The sequence below is a fragment of the Mesorhizobium sp. M0159 genome, assembly GCF_040322295.1.
Lineage (GTDB): Bacteria > Pseudomonadota > Alphaproteobacteria > Rhizobiales > Rhizobiaceae > Mesorhizobium.
This window is the reverse complement of record NZ_JAMYTF010000035.1, coordinates 18,878-35,523: the sequence shown is the minus strand read 5'-3', so window position 1 is coordinate 35,523 and position 16,646 is coordinate 18,878. Positions and strand designations below refer to the sequence as shown.

The window sequence follows — 16,646 nt, the reverse complement described above, 5'->3', positions numbered from 1 at the left end:
GAATCTCATGTCCGAAGGAATCGAGAACAAGATCGTCATCATCACCGGTGCCAGCAGTGGCCTCGGTGAAGCGACGGCACGCCATCTTGCCGCACGAGGCGCTTCCGTGGTCCTGGGTGCTCGCCGGTCACACCGCATCGACGCCCTTGTCCAGGAACTGACCGCCGCTGGGCACAAAGCCAAGGCCGTTACTACGGACGTCACCGACGCCGGCCAGGTCCAGAATCTGGTGAACACGGCGGTCCGGGAATTCGGCCGCATCGACGTGATGCTCAACAATGCGGGCCTCATGCCGTTGGCCCCGCTCGAACGGCTCAAGGTCGACGAATGGGACCGGATGATCGACGTCAACATCAAGGGCGTCCTTTACGGCATCGCGGCCGCGCTTCCGTACATGAAGGAGCAGCGATCGGGGCACATTATCAATGTCTCGTCCGTATACGGCCATGTGGTCGACCCGGGTGCGGCGGTCTATTGCGCCACCAAGTTCGCGGTGCGTGCGCTATCCGAGGGTCTGCGGAAAGAGGTGAAACCCTACAATATCCGCACCACGGTGATCTCGCCGGGCGCTGTCAGCACAGAGTTGCTCGAGCATATCAGCGAGAAGGATATCCAGCAGGGGACCAGGGACTTCGTGAGCAAGATCGCCGTGGGGCCAGATACGTTTGCCCGAACGGTCGCCTTCGCGATCAACGAGCCCGACGACGTCGATATCAACGAGATCTTGTTCCGGCCGACCGCCCAGCCGGTTTGACTTGGAAGGGGTTATGCTTCGATATCTTAAGGCCCGGCTCCGCCATTTCCGGGTCGGCTAGACCTTCTTCAGCCCCGCCCTAAACCGCCTGCCGTTTGCCACATAATGCGCGGCCGAGGCGCGCAGCCTGGCGACTGCGGCCTCGTCGAGCATCCTGACGACGCGCGCGGGCGAGCCGACGATCAGCGAATTGTCGGGAAATTGCTTGCCTTCGGTGACCAGCGCGCCGGCGCCGACCTGCGAGTTGTTGCCGATTTTCGCGCCGTTCAGCACGATGGCGCCCATGCCGATCAGGCTGTTGTCACCGATCGTGCATCCGTGCAGCAAGGCACGGTGGCCGATCGTGCAGCCTTGGCCGACGGTCAGCGGAAAGCCGGCGTCGGTGTGCATGATTGTGTGCTCCTGCACGTTTGTGTCGGCGCCGATGACGATTGGCTCGTCGTCGCCGCGGACGACGACGCCGAACCAGAAGCCGGCATTGCGGCCAATCCTGATATTGCCGATCAGGGTGGCATCGGGCGCGATCCAGTTGCTGTCGGCGTCCTCGAAGGCGGGCGCTTTTCCGTCAATCGCGTAGATCGGCATTGCTATCTCCAGATCGTCTCACACCGACAAGCTGCCAGACCCTAGAAGCGAAGCCGCCCAGGACGCAATGGCGATCACCACCATGCCCAGCGCCAGCGCCCAGATGGTCGCCGTACAGCCGTAGGAGATCAGCCCCAGCACCGAGATGCGACGCTCGCGCCAGGCGTCCAGCGCCTCGTTGGCGAACATCAGCGGCCCGGCGCAAGCCGTCGCGGCGAGTGAGCGCAGCATGTGCTTCGACGATACATAGGGTTGGACGAAGGCAAGCCTACGGCCGGCGATCAGCTCCATCGCCGATCCGGCCAGGCCGCAAGCCGTCAGCCCAGCCATAAAACTGAATATGATTTGTTCGACGGGGCCCATCTTTACCCTCCGTTTACCATGAAATCGCACAGTCGCCCGCAAAGCTGCGAAGCAAGAGCCGTGCCGCGCCGAGATGTGCCGTTCAGGCACACCCGATGGGACGGCAAACGAGGGTCGCGATGAAGCAGGCAGCCGCCACTGAGAGCCCGCAACTCAGCGTCGTCGATTCGACGCTGATGAGGCGGGTGTTTTATGCATTCGCGACGCTGGCGCTGCTTTCGGTGGCGATCAGCCTCGGCGGCAAATGGTTCGGCCGCTCGATCGCCATGGCCGGGTACACCGACGACACCACGGTCCACAGGGTCGTCATCGGCAACAACGTCATCGCCGTGCCGGCCAATGTCATCCGCTTTGCCCAGGCCCGGCGCGACGGCATCGCCTCGCGACTCGACCTCTATCTGCGCTATCCCGAGATGGACGGCTACAGCGAGGCTGCCCGCAACGACTTCAACCACACCGGACCCAGCAAGGACATCGTCTTCCTGTCGTTCGAGCCGCAGATGATGTCGCGCGACATGAGCGGCCGCTTCGCGCCGATCTACAGCGCGCTGATCGCCAAGCCGGGTACGCCCGGCCCTGGCGGCACCACGCTTTACGCGTTCAGCGAAAAATCAGGCTATCTGAACGAAGTGCTGGCGGTCGCCGATCGCCCCGGAAAGGATCCGTTCGTCGCACGCTGCCTGAGCGGCCCGAGCTCGGACGAATCGCTGGCGCCCTGCGAACGCGACATCCTGGTCGGCGATAATCTCAGCCTTACCTACCGCTTCCCCCGGGAATTCCTTGGCGACTGGCAGGGGCTCGACGCGGCGATTTCTGCCGAAGCAGCGCGTGTGCTGAAGACCGGGCGGTAAGCAACGAAACGAGCCGTTCCGTAGCGATCCTTCGCGCCCCTCTCTGTCCTACCGGACATCTCCCCCACGAGGGGGGAGATCGGCCGTCATCTTGGCTTTCGCCAATCTCCAATGTTGCAGGAAGAGTGCAGCGCCGAGGCTGCCAATCTCCCCCCTCGTGGGGAGATGGCCGGCAGGCCAGAGGAGGGCGCTGTCCCGCCGCCGTCCTGCAAGGTTCCGTACCGCCGCAGCGCTTGAGGCGTAGCGGCCAGCTAAACTCCCAACTCAGGCCAGATCGATGTCGAGGATCGCCATCGAGAAATTATAATCGCCGTCGTCCTCGTCCTTGAAGACGATGCCAAGGAACTCGTCGCCGACATAGACCTCGGCCGAATCTTCCTTGCGCGGCCGCGCCTTCACTTCGAGTTTAGGGTTCTGGAAGGTGCGCTTGAAATAGGCGTCCAGCTTTCTGATTTCGTCCGGCTTCAACAGTCTTCTCCGATCGTCGCTTGCTAAAGTGCGTCGCGTCTGAAGAGACGATGCGACGCGCTTTAAATCTTGCTTCATGCATGTCGCTATCCCAAAAACCGCTGGGCACTTTGGGCGACATGCATTGGTGAGCGCGCTTCTGGCACGTCGACAATGGCCATGTAAAGGCAAGCCGGCATGGGGGGCAGGAATTCAGCCCCTGCCCGAGCACTCAGATGTCGAAGCTGACGACGTGGTCCATCGTCTGCGATGGCAACAGCTGGTCCATCTGCCGCGAAGGCTGGTCGCAGCCGGTCTCGCCGACGACGCGGGCCGGCACGCCGGCAACCGTCTTGTTGTGCGGTACCGGCGACAGCACCACCGAGCCGGCCGCGATCTTCGAGCAATGGCCGATCTCGATGTTGCCGAGGATCTTGGCGCCGGCGCCGATCAGCACGCCGTAGCGGATCTTGGGATGGCGGTCGCCGCCGGCTTTGCCGGTGCCGCCCAGCGTCACGCCGTGCAGGATCGACACGTCGTCCTCGATCACCGCCGTCTGGCCGACGACGAGGCCGGTGGCGTGGTCGAGGAAGATGCCCTTGCCGATGCGGGCAGCCGGATTAATGTCGGTCTGGAACACCGAGGACGACCGGCTCTGCAAATACAGCGCGAAGTCCTGGCGGCCCTGGTTCCACAGCCAATGCGCCAGCCGGTGCGTCTGGATGGCGTGAAAACCCTTGAAGTAGAGCACCGGCATGATGAAGCGGTCGCATGCCGGATCACGGTCGTAATAGGCCTGGATATCGACGCGCACCGTCGTCGACCAGTCCTTGTCGTCGGCCGCCATCGCCTTGAACGTCTGGCGGATGAGGTCGGAGCCGATGTCCTGATGGGCGAGGCGCTCGGCCAGCCGGTGAATGACCGCTTCTTCCAGGTTTTCCTGATTGAGGATGGTCGAATAGAGGAACGCCGCCAGCAGCGGGTCGCGGTTGACCGCTTCCATCGCTTCGTCGCGGATCGAACGCCAGATCGGATCTACCGGCTGCACCCTGGTGGGACGGGAAATCGTAACGCTGTTCATCTGATGTCTCCGGCCATCCAATGTCTCGGCCATCCAATGTCTCGGTTGGCGGCTTGCCTATTCTCCGGCCGCACCTATAAGCCAGATCATAGCACGGGTGAACTCAATTTTCCTTAGTGCTTCGTCAAATGGATTTGGTTGGCGGAATTTCAAGCAGCCATGGAAAACGCAACCTTGATGGACGAGACCCTGAAGCGCGAGCTTTCCGCGCTCTATGAGGCCGAAGATCGCCACTACCACGACCTTGGCCACATCGAGGCGATGCTGGCGCTGGCCAATGATTACAAGGCGTTGTTGCATGATCCTGAAGCAGTCGAGGCAGCGATCTGGTTTCACGACGCGATCTACGACAGCCGCGCCAAGGACAATGAGGCGAGGAGTGCCGCACTTGCCGAGGAAAAGCTCGCCGGTCGCGCCGATGCACAACGCCTCGGCCACATCGCGGCGATGATCACTGCCACCGCCGGCCACGAATTGCCGCCCCTTGGCGACCAGCATTCGGTTCGCGACGCGGCGCTGTTCCTCGACATGGACCTGGCGATCCTGGGTGCTGCGCCCGAGGCGTTCGACGCTTATGAACAGGCGGTCCGCCGCGAATATCAGTGGGTCGATTGGCCGATGTGGCGGGCCGGACGTGCCGCAGTCCTGAATGGCTTCCTCGCCCGCCCGCATGTCTTCCATAGCAAGGAGTTCCGCCGGCGCTTCGAAACCCAGGCCCGGCATAACATGGCGCGGTCGCTCAGGGCGCTGGGGCACGGCCCGCGCGGATCGTAGCCCGACGCGTCGGCCACTTGCGTCCGGAAGATTTGCCCGAAATCAGGTGAATGCGCCAAAAGTCGATGCCATTGCCCATAGCATGAACACCCCGGCCGCCAGCGACGCGCCGTTGACCACGATGCCAGCCAGGCCGAGCAAACGATTGTCGTTTGGGCGCCCAAGCGCCATCAGCCCGAAGACCGCGCCGGTAAGATGTGCCAAAGGCCCGGCCAGGAAAAATACCGCAGCGAAGAAGCCCGTCGCACTGTTCTGGAGCAGTGGGGAGGCGTCGCTCGGCATTGCTATCAACGCGGTGATCGCAATCGCCCCTGTCGCCAATGCGGCCAGCGCTATATCAACGGACCATTCGCCGAACCTGCTTTTCGCAATGACGCCCTGCAAAGCGGCGTCGCTTCTTCCCCATTGTGCCATCGTATCCCCTGCCTTCAGTTCAGCGCGCGGCGGGTTTGAACCGATCCACACGTCGCTATTATTAATTCCTGTATCGTTGCAAAACCGCTAAGAATCCCAGCTTCAGGCCCTATGGCCGCTTTTGGGAACCATCCATCAAAGCGGATGCTCGGCATAAAACTCCAGCACGCGCTGCTTGAAGGTCTTGTCGCCGACCGCCAGCATATGGTCGCGGCCTTCGATATGAAAAGCCCTGGCGTTGGGCATCAGGGCGGCGAGTTCATCCGGCGAACCACCGATGTCGTCCTTGGTGCCGACGGCGATCAGCGTCGGCTGGGCAATGCGGGCAAGGTCGGCCTCGCTCAGCAATTCGCGCGAGGTGGCGATGCAGGCGGCGAGCGCCCGGCGATCGCTGCGGGTCTGATCGGCGAAGGCGCGGAACGAGCGGCCGCGCGGATCGCTGGTGCCTGCCGGATCGTCGGCCAGAAGGGCGTCGGCTATCGGATCCCAGTCGCCGACGCCGTCGACCATGCCGATGCCGAGACCGCCGAAGACCAGCGTCGCCACCTTCTCCGGGTCGGAGAGCGCCAGGAAGGCCGATATGCGCGCGCCCATCGAATAACCCATGACATGAGCGCGTTCGATGCCGAGATGGTTCAAAAGCGCTGCCGCGTCCGACGCCATTTTTGCCGGCGTGTAGTCGGCTTCGTCATAGCTCTTCGACGACGACCCATGGCCGCGATTGTCGAAGGCGATGGCACGATAGCCGGCGTCGTTCAGCGTCTTGAACCAGCCGGGCGACACCCAGTTGACGTAATGGCTCGAGGCAAAGCCGTGGATCATCAGCACCGGATCGCCCTGCCCCGATGCCGGCTGGCGGTCAAGGAAAGCAAGGTCGAAACCGTCATGGGAGAAAAACTGCATCGGCCGAAGATCCTGCCCGTTCAGTCGGAATCGACACTCGGCGCATCGCCCTTGTCGGGCGGCGGCATGGCCGCGCCCGGCGCCGTGCCGATGGCCGGATGGCGCAGCAGGTCGCCGTCCTCAAGGCCCTTTTTGGCGGCGGTGCCCGCCTTGAGCTCGAGCACGAAGCGCACAGGTTCGTCCGGCGAGATGATCGCCTCCGACTGCGGCTCGCCTTGCTCGATCGCCCGGATCCGGCCGTCCTGGCCGACGAAGATCAGGTCGAGCGGCATCGGCGTGTTCTTCATCCAGAAACTCACATCCTGCGGCGCACCGAACACGAACAGCATGCCGTGATTGTCGGCCATGTGGCGGCGGAACATCAGGCCGGCTTCGCGCTCGGCGGGCGTGTCGGCGATTTCGACCGAAAAAGAACGCTCGCCGGCCTTCGTCACCGCGACCAGCGGCGCTGGGTCGACGGGAAGGATCATCGCCTTGCCGTCGGCGGAACTCGGTTGCTGAAAATAGAAGAACGCACTTGCGGCGACGATGAGGAAAATCCCGGCGCAGAGCGCGCCCGCCGTCAGCCGGTTCCTGTGAGCCATATGAAATCCTCGGCCGGAACTAATGCGAGACCGGCAAGGTACCCATATCGGGGTGAATTTCGGCAGCCATAAGGCCTTTGTCGCCGCGCCCGAAGCGGACCAGCACCACCTGGCCCGGCCGGAGTTCGGTGATGCCGTAGCGGCGCAGCGTCTCCATGTGGACGAAAATGTCCTCGGTGCCCTCGCCCCGGGTCAGAAAGCCGAACCCCTTGGTGCGGTTGAACCATTTGACCAGCGCCCGTTCGAGGCCGCTTTCCGGCGTCACCGCGACATGGGTGCGCTGCTCCTGCATCTCCGCCGGATGCACCGCCGTGGTGACATCCATCGAGAGCACGCGGAAGGCCTGCAGCCCGCGCTCGCTTTGCTTGACCAGGCAGACGACACGGGCGCCTTCCAGGGCGGTCTGAAAACCGTCCTTTCGAAGGCATGTCACATGGAGGAGGATATCGCCCGAAGAACCATCATCGGGAAGGATGAAACCGTAGCCCTTGGCCACGTCGAACCATTTGATGGCGCCGGCGATTTCGACGAGATCGGCCGTATCGGCGCTCTCATCCCGCTTCAACGCATCGTTACCGGCCCCGTCCCGCCCCATGAAAGAGGCCTTTTCCCCCATAAGAACGCCCCCTTTTTTCAACAAACACCGCAACTGATTCTTGGTATCAGATTAACACCGCGGCTTCCGGTGTGTGCAAGACCTGACGTGCCTTTTTTCACGGTTCCGTACAGGAATAGCGGATTTGCCGTTTGCCGGCGCCGGCAAGCGTGGCCAATTGCCCTTTGGCCGGGCCGCCCCTATGTTGCGCCGCAACGCAACATAAGGAGGAAATCATGCGCTATCTGCACACCATGGTCCGCGTCGCCGACATCGATGCTTCGCTCGATTTCTACTGCAACAAGCTTGGCCTCAAGGAAGTGCGCCGCCATGAAAACGAGCAAGGCCGCTACACGCTGATCTTCCTCGCCGCCCCCGAAGACGAGCAAAGCGGCATCAGCGAGAAAGCGCCGCTGGTCGAGCTGACCTACAATTGGGACCCGGAAGACTACAAGGGCGGCCGCAATTTCGGCCATCTCGCCTATGAGGTCGACGACATCTACGCCACCTGTCAGCGGCTGATGGACAATGGCGTTACCATCAACCGGCCGCCGCGCGACGGCAACATGGCGTTCGTCAAATCGCCGGACGGCATCTCGATCGAGCTGTTGCAGAAAGGTCCGGCCAAGCCGAAGGCCGAGCCGTGGGCGTCGATGCCGAACACCGGCAGCTGGTAACCGATCACGCCATCTTGAACGAACGCAGGGGGCCCTGGTTCGGTTTTCGCGTCCGCATTCCCAAGGAGAATTCATTCATGCCGGCCAGCCATGTCGACGTCGCCACCGAACTCGCCAGCCGCTATCTGCAGCAGCTGTGCAAGCATTGGGCACATAAATTTCCGGTCGAGTTCGACCCGAACCACGGCACCATCGATCTGACGCTCGGCCGCACGGTTCTCGATGCCGACCCGGCTGCGCTGCACATTGCGGTGACGACCGATGAAGCCGGCTCGCTCGAGCGCCTGGAAACGGTCGTCGCCGAGCACATCAAGCGCTTCGCCTTCCGTGAAGAGCTGGCATTCGACTGGAAACGCGCTCCGGCCGCGTAGACGACCTGTCAACCGCCGGCCTTGGCCATGTCCAGCAGCATCAGCACGGTGCGCCAATTGCGCGCCGTGCCCGGCACCTTCAGAACGCGCGGAATGAGATTGGCAAACACCGATTTGCCGAGCCCGTCAGGCGCATGCAGGTAGAGCACGTCGCCCTTGATCTCGAAGCGTTCGGGACCGGTGCATTTCTCTGTCAGCCGAGCGACCTCTTCGGCGGTCGGCCGGCGCTCCAGCGCATAGGCGTGCAGCTTGGTCGGCTCGCCGGCCACTTCCGGATAGGGATTGTCCGCCGCCAGCCGCTCGAGCCAGCCGAGATCGCGCACCATGATGCGTGAATGGAACCCCCATTTCTTCTCGAATTCCGCTTCCAACCGCCTGGTCAGCGTCGCCGCATCGCCATCTGGCGACCGGAACACGGCGTTGCCGCTCTGCACATAGGTGGCGACATCGGAGAAGCCGAGCTGCTCGAAAAATGACCTGAGTTCCGCCATCTTGACGATGCGGTTGCCGCCGACATTGATGCCGGAAAACAGCGCGATAAGAACGTTCGCCGGAGCGTTCGGAAGATCGTTGCTGCTCATATGATGAACCCTGCGAGCGTCTCGTTGTCTGTGATGTCCTGGTAATGGACGCTCTCGGCGTCGAAATTCGCCTTGAGCAGGTCGAAATTGCGGCGGTCCTTGGTTTCGATGCCGATCAGCACCGAACCGAAATTGCGCGCCGATTTCTTCAGATATTCGAAGCGGGCGATGTCGTCGTCGGGACCCAGCAATTCGAGGAAATCGCGCAGCGCGCCGGGCCGTTGCGGAAAGCGGATGATGAAGTATTTCTTCAAGCCCTCGAAGCGCAGCGCCCGTTCCTTCACATCCGGCAGCCGCTCGAAATCGAAATTGCCGCCCGACACCACGGCGACGATGGTCTTGCCCCTGATTTCCTTCCTGGAAAAATCCTTGAGCGCATCGATCGCCAGCGCGCCGGCCGGCTCCAGCACGACGCCTTCGACATTGAGCATTTCGATCATGGTCGCGCAGAGCCGGTTTTCCGGGATCAGCCGCACGGTGTCGGCGGCAAACTCCTTGAGGTGCCGCAACGGCTCGCGGCCGATCTCGGCCACTGCTGCGCCGTCGACGAAATTGTCGACCTTGGCGAGCTTGATCCGCTTTCCGGCGGCAAGGCTCTCGCTCAGACTCGGGGCGCCGGCCGGCTCGCAAAAGACGAAGCGCGTTTCGCGGTGCTGGTCGGCGAAATAATGGGTGACGCCGGCGGCCAGGCCGCCGCCGCCGACCGGCAGCATGACAATGTCGGGCATGCGCGCGCCGGGCATCTGGCCTGATATCTCATAGGCGACGGTCGCCTGCCCTTCGATGATGTCCTTATGGTCGAACGGCGGCACCATGTGTGCGCCGGCAGTTTCGGTGTATTCGAGTGCGGCGCGGTAGCAGTCGTCGAAGAAATCGCCGACCAGCCTGATCTCGACGAATTCGCCGCCGAACAGCCGCGTCTTGTCGATCTTCTGCTGCGGCGTCGTCACCGGCATGAAGACGACGCCCTTCTTGCCGAAATGGCGGCAGACGAAGGCAAAGCCCTGCGCGTGATTGCCGGCCGAAGCGCAGACGAACAGCTCGGCAGCGTTGCCGGCGGCGAGCGTCTTGCGGAAGAAGTTGAAGGCGCCGCGGATCTTGTAGGAGCGCACCGGCGTCAGGTCCTCGCGCTTCAGCAGCACCCGCGCGCCGGTCTTCTTCGACAGATAGTCGTTTTCCTGCAGCGGCGTCTCCGGAAAAATCTCGCGGATCGCCGCAGCGGCGGCAGCGACGCGAGAGGAGAAACTGGTCATGGCAGGAGTACCCCACAGGCTACGCGAGTTCGGTCCCGCTATTGCATATCCGGCCTCGTGAAGCCATTGTCCGGCCGCCCCGAAGGGGCATTTCCGGAATCAACGTAAGCATTTGGGGGCGTTTGCTCATGCCTGTCGCATCGGTTGCCCGGAAAACCGTGTCGCTGCCGGAGTTCGGCGAGCCGACGGTGATGCCGCTGGTTCCCCGCGCCACCTATGAGGCCCGTATCGCGGCGCTGGTCGCACTTGGCGGGTTCGATGCCTTCGTCGTCTATGGCGACCGCGAACATGCGGCCAATGTCGCCTACCTCTGCGGCTACGATCCGCGCTTCGAGGAGACGCTGTTGGTCATCGTTCCCGGCAAGCCGCCGAAACTGCTGGTCGGCAATGAGGGCTGGGGCTATGCCGAGATCTGCGATGGGCCGTACGAGCGCGTGCTCTACCAGACGTTTTCGCTGCCGGCGCAGCCGCGCGACCGCTCGCAAGCGCTGGCCGACATCCTCGTCGATTGCGGCCTGAAAGCCGGCCAGCGCATCGGCGCCATCGGCTGGAAGCCGTTCGGCCCCGGCGATGCGGGTTTTGGCGAAACGACGCTCGACCTGCCGTCCTTCATCGCCGACACGCTGCGCAGCCTTGCCGGCGATAGGGGCGTGATCATCAATGCGGCGAACCTTTTGATGAACCCTGCCGACGGCCTGCGCGCCATCAATGAGGCCGACCAACTGGCGGCGTTCGAATTCGCCGCGACCTATTCCTCGCAAGGCCTGCGCAACGTCCTGCAAGCCATCGAACCCGGCATGACCGAATTGCAGGCGGCGCGGCTGATGGGCATCAACGGCCTGCCGCAATGCTGTCACCCGATGCTGTCGGCCGGCAAGCGTGCGGCCTATGGCCTGCCGAGCCCGCGGCTCGAAATCATCAAGCGCGGCGACCCGATCACCATGGCCTATGGCATCCAGGGCTCGCTCAACGCCCGCGCCGGTTTTCTGGTCGAGGACGCGGCCGAGCTTCCGAGGGGCATCCAGGACTATGTCGAGAAGCTGGTCGCGCCCTGTTTCTGCGCCGTCGTCGACTGGTACGAGACGGTCGGCATCGGCGTTCCCGGCGGCGCGCTGTGGCAAGCGGTGCACGACCGCATCGGCGATCCGTTCTTCGGCGTGTCGCTCAATCCCGGCCATCTCATCCATATCGACGAATGGATGCATTCGCCGTCATTTTCCGGCTCCGACATCAGATTGAAGTCGGGCATGGCCTTGCAGGTCGACATCATCCCGGCGACCGGCACCGATTATTTCACCACAAACATCGAGGACGGCATCGCGCTGGCCGACGAGGCGCTGCGCGAAGAGATCGCCGCGCGCTATCCCGAAGCCTGGCGCCGCATCGAGGCGCGCCGCGCCTTCATGACCGACGTGCTCGGCATAAGGCTGAAGCCGGAAGTACTGCCGTTTTCCAACATTCCGGCGTTCCTGCCGCCGTTCTGGCTTTCGCGCAACAGTGCGATGGCAGTCGCGAGGCGCTGAGCGCATTTCGGCGCCTGCGACTTACTTCCGCCGCACTTGGCCTGTCCGGGAGGTGCGGCGGAGGTGGATGGGCCTTTGGTCAGGCCGGAGTGGAATTGCTTAAGTGCCCTTGAAGACGATTTGCATCATTCTCATTGCCGCGCTGCTCGCCGGCTGCGGCGGGCGTCAAACCGAGGAACTGCTCGGCAGCGCCATGATGGCGGTGCCGGTGACGGAAATCGCCGGCAACCACTCGATCTTCATCGCAACCACGCGCAAGCGCTCCGACGATCCCGACAAGGTCTTCGACGGCGAGCGCTCGGCGACGCTGAACTATGCCCGCGTCAACGTCACCGTCCCCGGCATCCACAAGACAGGCCAGATCGAGCGGCGCTCGCGCGGCAAGTCGGACGATCCGGCCAAATACTTCATGGCTTCCGAGGTCGTCGGCTACGACACCCAGCCGAAATTCTCCAGCGCGCTCAGCGCCGACATCGCGGCGCGCGGTGGCCGTGTCATGGTCTTCGTCCACGGCTACAACACCGGCTTCGACGACGCCGTCTACCGCGTCACCCAGATCACCCATGATTCCGGCTATCCGGGCACCCCGGTGCTGTTTTCCTGGGCGTCGGGCGCCAAAACCACCGACTACGTCTACGACAAGGAAAGCGCCAGCGTTGCCCGCGACCAGCTCGAAGTGACGCTGAGAATGCTGGCGCAGACCGGCGCACGGCGCATCGACATCGTCGCCCATTCGCTGGGGACCTGGGTTACCATGGAGGCGCTGCGCCAGCTCGCCATCACCGGCGACCGCGATCTCGGCGGCAAGCTCGGCGACGTCGTGCTGGCCTCGCCCGACATCGACGTCGACGTGTTCAAGAGCCAGATGCGCCGCTACGGCAAGCCGGACAAGCCGTTCATCCTGCTGCTCTCCGACGACGACCGGGCGCTGCGGCTCTCCGGTCTGATCGCCGGTGCGCGGCCGCGCGTCGGCGACTACAAGGACGCCGCCGACCTCGCCAGCTATGGCGTGTCGGTCGTCGATCTCTCCAGCGTCAAGGGAGCCGACCGCTTCAACCACACCAAATTCGCCGACAATCCGGAATTGGTGCAGTTGATCGGCCAGAAGCTGCGCGAGGATGACGGGTTTGCCAGCGACCGCGAGGTGACCGACCGGATCGCCTCGGTCGGACAATAGCTGCATTGCGCGGCAGTGATTGTTGACCATTGCCGCACCATCGGAACAGTTTGAACTGGACCGTGCCGGGCTCTGCCTCTATCGAATAGGCCAAGACGTCTCCGGCTCGACGTCGCCTTTGCGGGAGCCCGCGTGACCGTGCCTTCGAAGATCTTTCTCGTCGTTGCGTTCGCGCTCGCGCTGGCAAGCTGCGCCGGCCAGAACACCCATGATTTGCTCAACAAGACGACGATCACGGTGCCTGCTGCCGATATCGCGGCGACGCATCAAATCTTCGTCGCCACAACCCGGCAAAAGGCAATGAAAGCGCCCCGGCAGGTGTTCGACGGCGACCGTTCGCCGACCACCAGCTTTGCCAGCGTCGAGGTGACGGTGCCCAAAATTCACCAGCTCGGCGCCATCGAGCGGGTCAAGGGCTCGGCCAACAGCAATCCGGCGAAGGATTTCACGGCGACCGGCGTCACCTTCTACGAAGGCGCGCCGCAATTCGCCAAGGCGGTCGGCGCCGATATCGCGATGCGCGGCGACCGCGCGCTGGTTTTCGTGCACGGCTTCAACAACGGCTTCGACGACGGTATCTACCGGCTGACGCAGATCGCGCATGACACGAAATACCCGGGAACGCCGGTGCTGTTTTCGTGGGCGTCGAGCGGCAAGACGACCGGCTACATCTACGACAAGGAAAGCGCCAATGCGGCGCGCGACGATCTCGAAGCGACGCTGCGCATGCTCGCCAAGAGCCGCGCCAAGAGCATCGACATCATTGCCCATTCGATGGGGACCTGGGTGACCATGGAGGCGCTGCGCCAGCTTGCCATCACCGGCGACCGCGACCTCGGCGGCAAGCTCGGCTATGTCATCCTGGCTTCACCCGACATCGACGTCGACGTGTTCAAGAAGCAGATGATCCGCTACGGCAAGCCCGACAAGCCGTTCGCCGTGCTGCTTTCGGGCGACGACCGGGCGCTCAGGCTGTCGACCCTGATCTCTGGCGACAAGCCACGCGTCGGCGACTATGGCGACGCGGCCGACCTCGCCAGCTATGGCGTCTCGGTGGTCGACCTGACCAAGACCAAGGGCGGCGACCGGCTGAACCACGCCAAATTCGCCGACAACCCGTTCCTGGTGCAGCTGCTCGGCGACCGCCTGCGCGCCCCGGCGGGCCTGGCCTCCGAAGAGACCGCGCCGGCCCAGCTCGACAATCTCGGCCAGGGCCTCGGCAAGGCCGTCGGTTCGGTCGCCGAAATCGTCATCACCACGCCGTTCAAAGTGCTGACCATCGCCACCGGCGGGTGAGCCGACCTCTGCTGCCAATCACGCCGGTGATTGGCAGCTGTCAACAAAAACGCCCTGTAGCGATCCTTCGCGCCCCCCTCTGTCCTGCCGGACATCTCCCCCTCTAGTGGGGAGATTGGCCGCCACTTTCGGCTTTCGCCAATCTCCATCTTTGACGAACAAGGCGCTGTCAACGAAACCGCCAATCTTCCCCCTTGAGGGGGAGATGTCCGGCAGGACAGAGGGGGGCGCTGTTCCTCCAGGGTTCAGTGGTTCTTCAAACGAACAAATCAACCTTCTGAAAAGTCGTCACGTCGATCAGGCCGACGTCGGAAATCCTCAACTCCGGGATGACGACCAGCGCCAGCAGCGAGTGCTGCATGTAGGCGTTGTTGAGCGAGCAGCCCATCTGGCGCATGGCGTCGCTGAGTTGGTCCGCCTTGGCGGCGACGATTTCCGCCCGCTCGTTGGACATCAGCCCGGCGATCGGCATTTCGACCAGCGCCAGTTCCTTGCCCCTGGAGAACAGCACGACGCCGCCGCCGACCTCGCCCAGCCGGTTCACGGCCAGAGCCATGTCCTGCTTGTTGGTGCCGACGACGATGATGTGGTGGGCATCGTGGGCCACGCTCGACGCCATGGCGCAGTCGCCGATATAGCCGAAGCCGGAGACGAAGGCGTTGGTGACGCCGCCGGTGCCCTTGTGGCGCTCGACCAGCGCGATCTGGCAGACATCGTTGCGGCGATCCATGGCGACCAGCCCGTCCTCGACGGCAAGATCGGCCTCCAGCGCCCGCGTCGGCGCCTGGTTTTCGATGACGCCGATGACGCGCACCCGCACCTCGTTGGCGCCCATGGGTGCCGCGATGTCGAAATCGCCTGCCTTGAGCTTCCTGCCGAGCTTGACGGTGTTCTTCGCCGTCCGCGGATAATTGTAGGCCGGAATGTCAATTTCGAGCTTGCCGCCCTTGGCCAGCCTGACGCCGCGGCCATAGACCTCGTCGATGGTCATTTCGGCCAGGTCGGAGATGATCAGCAGATCGGCGAGCCGTCCCGGCGCGATCGAGCCGATCTCGCGCTCCAGCCGGAAATGCTGGGCGGTGTTGAGCGTCGCCATCTGGATCGCCGTCACCGGCGTCAGCCCTTGGCTGATGGCGTGGCGCACGACCCGGTCCATATGGCCTTCGTGCACCAGCGTACCGGAATGGCTGTCGTCGGTGCACAGGATGAAGTTGCGCGGGTCGAGGCCGCTCTCGGTCACCGCCTTGATCTGCGAGGCCACGTCGTACCAGGCTGAGCCCAGCCGCAGCATCGCCTTCATGCCCTGGCGGACGCGCGCGATGGCGTCCTCGGCGCGCGTGCCTTCGTGGTCATCCTCCGGGCCGCCGGCGACGTAGCCGTGAAACGGCAGGCCGAGATCGCGCGAGGCATAATGCCCGCCGACGGTCTTGCCGGCCCTCACCGTCGCCGCGATCTCGCCCGACATCACCGGATCATTGGCGGCGACGCCCGGAAAATTCATCACCTCGCCGAGCCCGATGATGTTCTCCCAGGTCATCGCCTCGGCAACGTCGGCGACGGTCAGCTCGGCGCCGGCATGCTCGAGCCCCGGGGCGGAGGGCACGCAGGACGGCATCTGCACGAGCACGTTGACCGGCATGGCGATGGCCTCGTCATGCATCAGCCGCACGCCCGGCAGGCCGAGCACGTTGGCGATCTCATGCGGATCGATGAACATCGAAGTTGTGCCATGCGGGATCACCGCGCGGCAGAATTCCGTCACCGTCACCATGCCGCTCTCGACATGCATATGCGCGTCGCAAAGCCCCGGCACCAGATAGCGGCCGCCGGCATCGACCACCTTGGTGCCCTGGCCGATGGCATGGCCGGCGTTCGGCCCGCAATAAGCGAAGCGGCCGCCGGCAATGGCGATGTCGGTGCCGGCGATGATCTCGCCCGAATGGACGTTGACCCAGCGCCCGTTGCGGATGACGAGATCGGCGGGTTTGCGGCCCATAGCGACATCGACCAGATGCGTCGCCATCTCGGCCCAGGGTTTTGGTTTCGTCGCATTGGCGGTCTTCGGCATCAACAGGCTCCTCTTTGCCCGACTGTGCCAAGCCGCGAGGATTTTGACCAGCGAGGAAGTAAGCGCGGACGGCGAAGTTGCAGATCTCCCCCCTCGAGGGGGAGATGTCGCCGAAGGCGACAGAGGGGGTCGGGACGTCCTGACGCGAACCTTTACCGCGAACAAAACAGGCTGGCCTTTACCGCGAACAAAACAGGCTGGCGCTCGACGCGAGACGTCCCCCTCTGGCCTGCCGGCCATCTCCCCCTCAAGGAGGGAGATTGATGCCACCACGGCTTTCGCCAATCGCCAAGGCCGGGAAGGCAGGACAAATATGCTTTTGTGCCGGCCGCAGCAACTTTGTTCTTGC

General features: G+C 63.6%; 19 protein-coding genes. 8 read left to right on the top strand and 11 right to left on the bottom strand.

The window, feature by feature from the left end; all coding sequences use genetic code 11:
• Positions 1-7 precede the first annotated feature (7 nt).
• Positions 8-754, top strand: a complete 747-nt coding sequence (locus NKJ32_RS26220) for an SDR family oxidoreductase (RefSeq protein WP_352829295.1) — start codon at positions 8-10, stop codon at positions 752-754.
• Between the two features lie 57 nt (positions 755-811).
• On the opposite strand, the gene NKJ32_RS26215 is transcribed toward NKJ32_RS26220, so the two are convergent.
• Both NKJ32_RS26215 and NKJ32_RS26210 read right to left on the bottom strand, forming a co-directional pair.
• The gene (locus NKJ32_RS26215; protein WP_352829293.1) at positions 812-1,339 is read right to left on the bottom strand and encodes a gamma carbonic anhydrase family protein; all 528 of its coding nucleotides are present in this window, start codon (positions 1,337-1,339) and stop codon (positions 812-814) included.
• A gap of 18 nt (positions 1,340-1,357) precedes the next feature.
• Positions 1,358-1,702, bottom strand: coding sequence for a DUF6949 family protein (locus NKJ32_RS26210; protein ID WP_023674802.1), 345 nt, complete (start codon positions 1,700-1,702; stop codon positions 1,358-1,360).
• Positions 1,703-1,821: 119 nt separating this feature from the next.
• Between NKJ32_RS26210 and NKJ32_RS26205 the strand changes: the two genes are divergently transcribed.
• Complete coding sequence (locus NKJ32_RS26205) at positions 1,822-2,553, top strand: hypothetical protein (protein WP_352829291.1); 732 nt, start codon at positions 1,822-1,824, stop codon at positions 2,551-2,553.
• A gap of 264 nt (positions 2,554-2,817) precedes the next feature.
• Here the strand turns inward: NKJ32_RS26205 and NKJ32_RS26200 are convergent, their stop codons facing one another.
• Complete coding sequence (locus tag NKJ32_RS26200) at positions 2,818-3,021, bottom strand: DUF3126 family protein (protein ID WP_023674799.1); 204 nt, start codon at positions 3,019-3,021, stop codon at positions 2,818-2,820.
• A gap of 211 nt (positions 3,022-3,232) precedes the next feature.
• A complete protein-coding gene (gene cysE / locus NKJ32_RS26195; RefSeq protein ID WP_023717455.1) occupies positions 3,233-4,081 on the bottom strand; it encodes a serine O-acetyltransferase in 849 nt (282 codons plus the stop codon).
• 159 nt (positions 4,082-4,240) lie between these two features.
• On the opposite strand from cysE, the gene NKJ32_RS26190 reads away from it, so the two are divergent.
• Complete coding sequence (locus NKJ32_RS26190; protein ID WP_352829289.1) at positions 4,241-4,855, top strand: HD domain-containing protein; 615 nt, start codon at positions 4,241-4,243, stop codon at positions 4,853-4,855.
• Between the two features lie 42 nt (positions 4,856-4,897).
• Here the strand turns inward: NKJ32_RS26190 and NKJ32_RS26185 are convergent, their stop codons facing one another.
• The 4 genes from NKJ32_RS26185 to NKJ32_RS26170 all read right to left on the bottom strand — a co-directional run bounded on the left by NKJ32_RS26185 (position 4,898) and on the right by NKJ32_RS26170 (position 7,372).
• The gene (locus tag NKJ32_RS26185; protein ID WP_352829287.1) at positions 4,898-5,269 is read right to left on the bottom strand and encodes a hypothetical protein; all 372 of its coding nucleotides are present in this window, start codon (positions 5,267-5,269) and stop codon (positions 4,898-4,900) included.
• A 135-nt stretch (positions 5,270-5,404) separates the two neighbouring features.
• The gene (locus NKJ32_RS26180) at positions 5,405-6,172 is read right to left on the bottom strand and encodes an alpha/beta fold hydrolase (RefSeq protein ID WP_352683375.1); all 768 of its coding nucleotides are present in this window, start codon (positions 6,170-6,172) and stop codon (positions 5,405-5,407) included.
• A gap of 20 nt (positions 6,173-6,192) precedes the next feature.
• On the bottom strand, positions 6,193-6,756 hold the full coding sequence (locus NKJ32_RS26175) for a DUF192 domain-containing protein (RefSeq protein WP_352829286.1): 564 nt from the start codon (positions 6,754-6,756) through the stop codon (positions 6,193-6,195).
• A 19-nt stretch (positions 6,757-6,775) separates the two neighbouring features.
• Entirely contained in the window at positions 6,776-7,372 is a 597-nt protein-coding gene (locus NKJ32_RS26170) for a cold-shock protein (RefSeq protein ID WP_502901132.1), read from the bottom strand.
• A gap of 215 nt (positions 7,373-7,587) precedes the next feature.
• On the opposite strand from NKJ32_RS26170, the gene gloA reads away from it, so the two are divergent.
• Both gloA and NKJ32_RS26160 read left to right on the top strand, forming a co-directional pair.
• A complete protein-coding gene (gene gloA, locus NKJ32_RS26165) occupies positions 7,588-8,028 on the top strand; it encodes a lactoylglutathione lyase (protein ID WP_023674793.1) in 441 nt (146 codons plus the stop codon).
• Positions 8,029-8,105: 77 nt separating this feature from the next.
• Positions 8,106-8,399 (top strand): DUF2218 domain-containing protein, encoded by a 294-nt coding sequence (locus tag NKJ32_RS26160; RefSeq protein ID WP_352829282.1) that lies wholly within the window; start codon positions 8,106-8,108, stop codon positions 8,397-8,399.
• Between the two features lie 8 nt (positions 8,400-8,407).
• On the opposite strand, the gene NKJ32_RS26155 is transcribed toward NKJ32_RS26160, so the two are convergent.
• Both NKJ32_RS26155 and ilvA read right to left on the bottom strand, forming a co-directional pair.
• A complete protein-coding gene (locus NKJ32_RS26155; RefSeq protein WP_352829280.1) occupies positions 8,408-8,980 on the bottom strand; it encodes a DUF1697 domain-containing protein in 573 nt (190 codons plus the stop codon).
• Positions 8,977-10,233, bottom strand: coding sequence for a threonine ammonia-lyase IlvA (gene ilvA / locus NKJ32_RS26150; protein ID WP_352829278.1), 1,257 nt, complete (start codon positions 10,231-10,233; stop codon positions 8,977-8,979). Before ilvA ends, NKJ32_RS26155 begins: the two co-directional genes overlap by 4 nt.
• A gap of 128 nt (positions 10,234-10,361) precedes the next feature.
• Here ilvA and NKJ32_RS26145 point away from each other — a divergent pair, with 128 nt between their 5' ends.
• The 3 genes from NKJ32_RS26145 to NKJ32_RS26135 all read left to right on the top strand — a co-directional run bounded on the left by NKJ32_RS26145 (position 10,362) and on the right by NKJ32_RS26135 (position 14,229).
• Positions 10,362-11,756, top strand: a complete 1,395-nt coding sequence (locus NKJ32_RS26145; RefSeq protein WP_352829277.1) for a M24 family metallopeptidase — start codon at positions 10,362-10,364, stop codon at positions 11,754-11,756.
• Between the two features lie 103 nt (positions 11,757-11,859).
• A complete protein-coding gene (locus tag NKJ32_RS26140) occupies positions 11,860-12,933 on the top strand; it encodes an alpha/beta hydrolase (RefSeq protein WP_352458455.1) in 1,074 nt (357 codons plus the stop codon).
• A gap of 132 nt (positions 12,934-13,065) precedes the next feature.
• On the top strand, positions 13,066-14,229 hold the full coding sequence (locus NKJ32_RS26135) for an alpha/beta hydrolase (RefSeq protein WP_352570885.1): 1,164 nt from the start codon (positions 13,066-13,068) through the stop codon (positions 14,227-14,229).
• 256 nt (positions 14,230-14,485) lie between these two features.
• Here NKJ32_RS26135 and ade read toward each other — a convergent pair whose 3' ends face one another.
• Complete coding sequence (ade, locus tag NKJ32_RS26130) at positions 14,486-16,297, bottom strand: adenine deaminase (RefSeq protein WP_352829275.1); 1,812 nt, start codon at positions 16,295-16,297, stop codon at positions 14,486-14,488.
• Positions 16,298-16,646 lie beyond the last annotated feature (349 nt).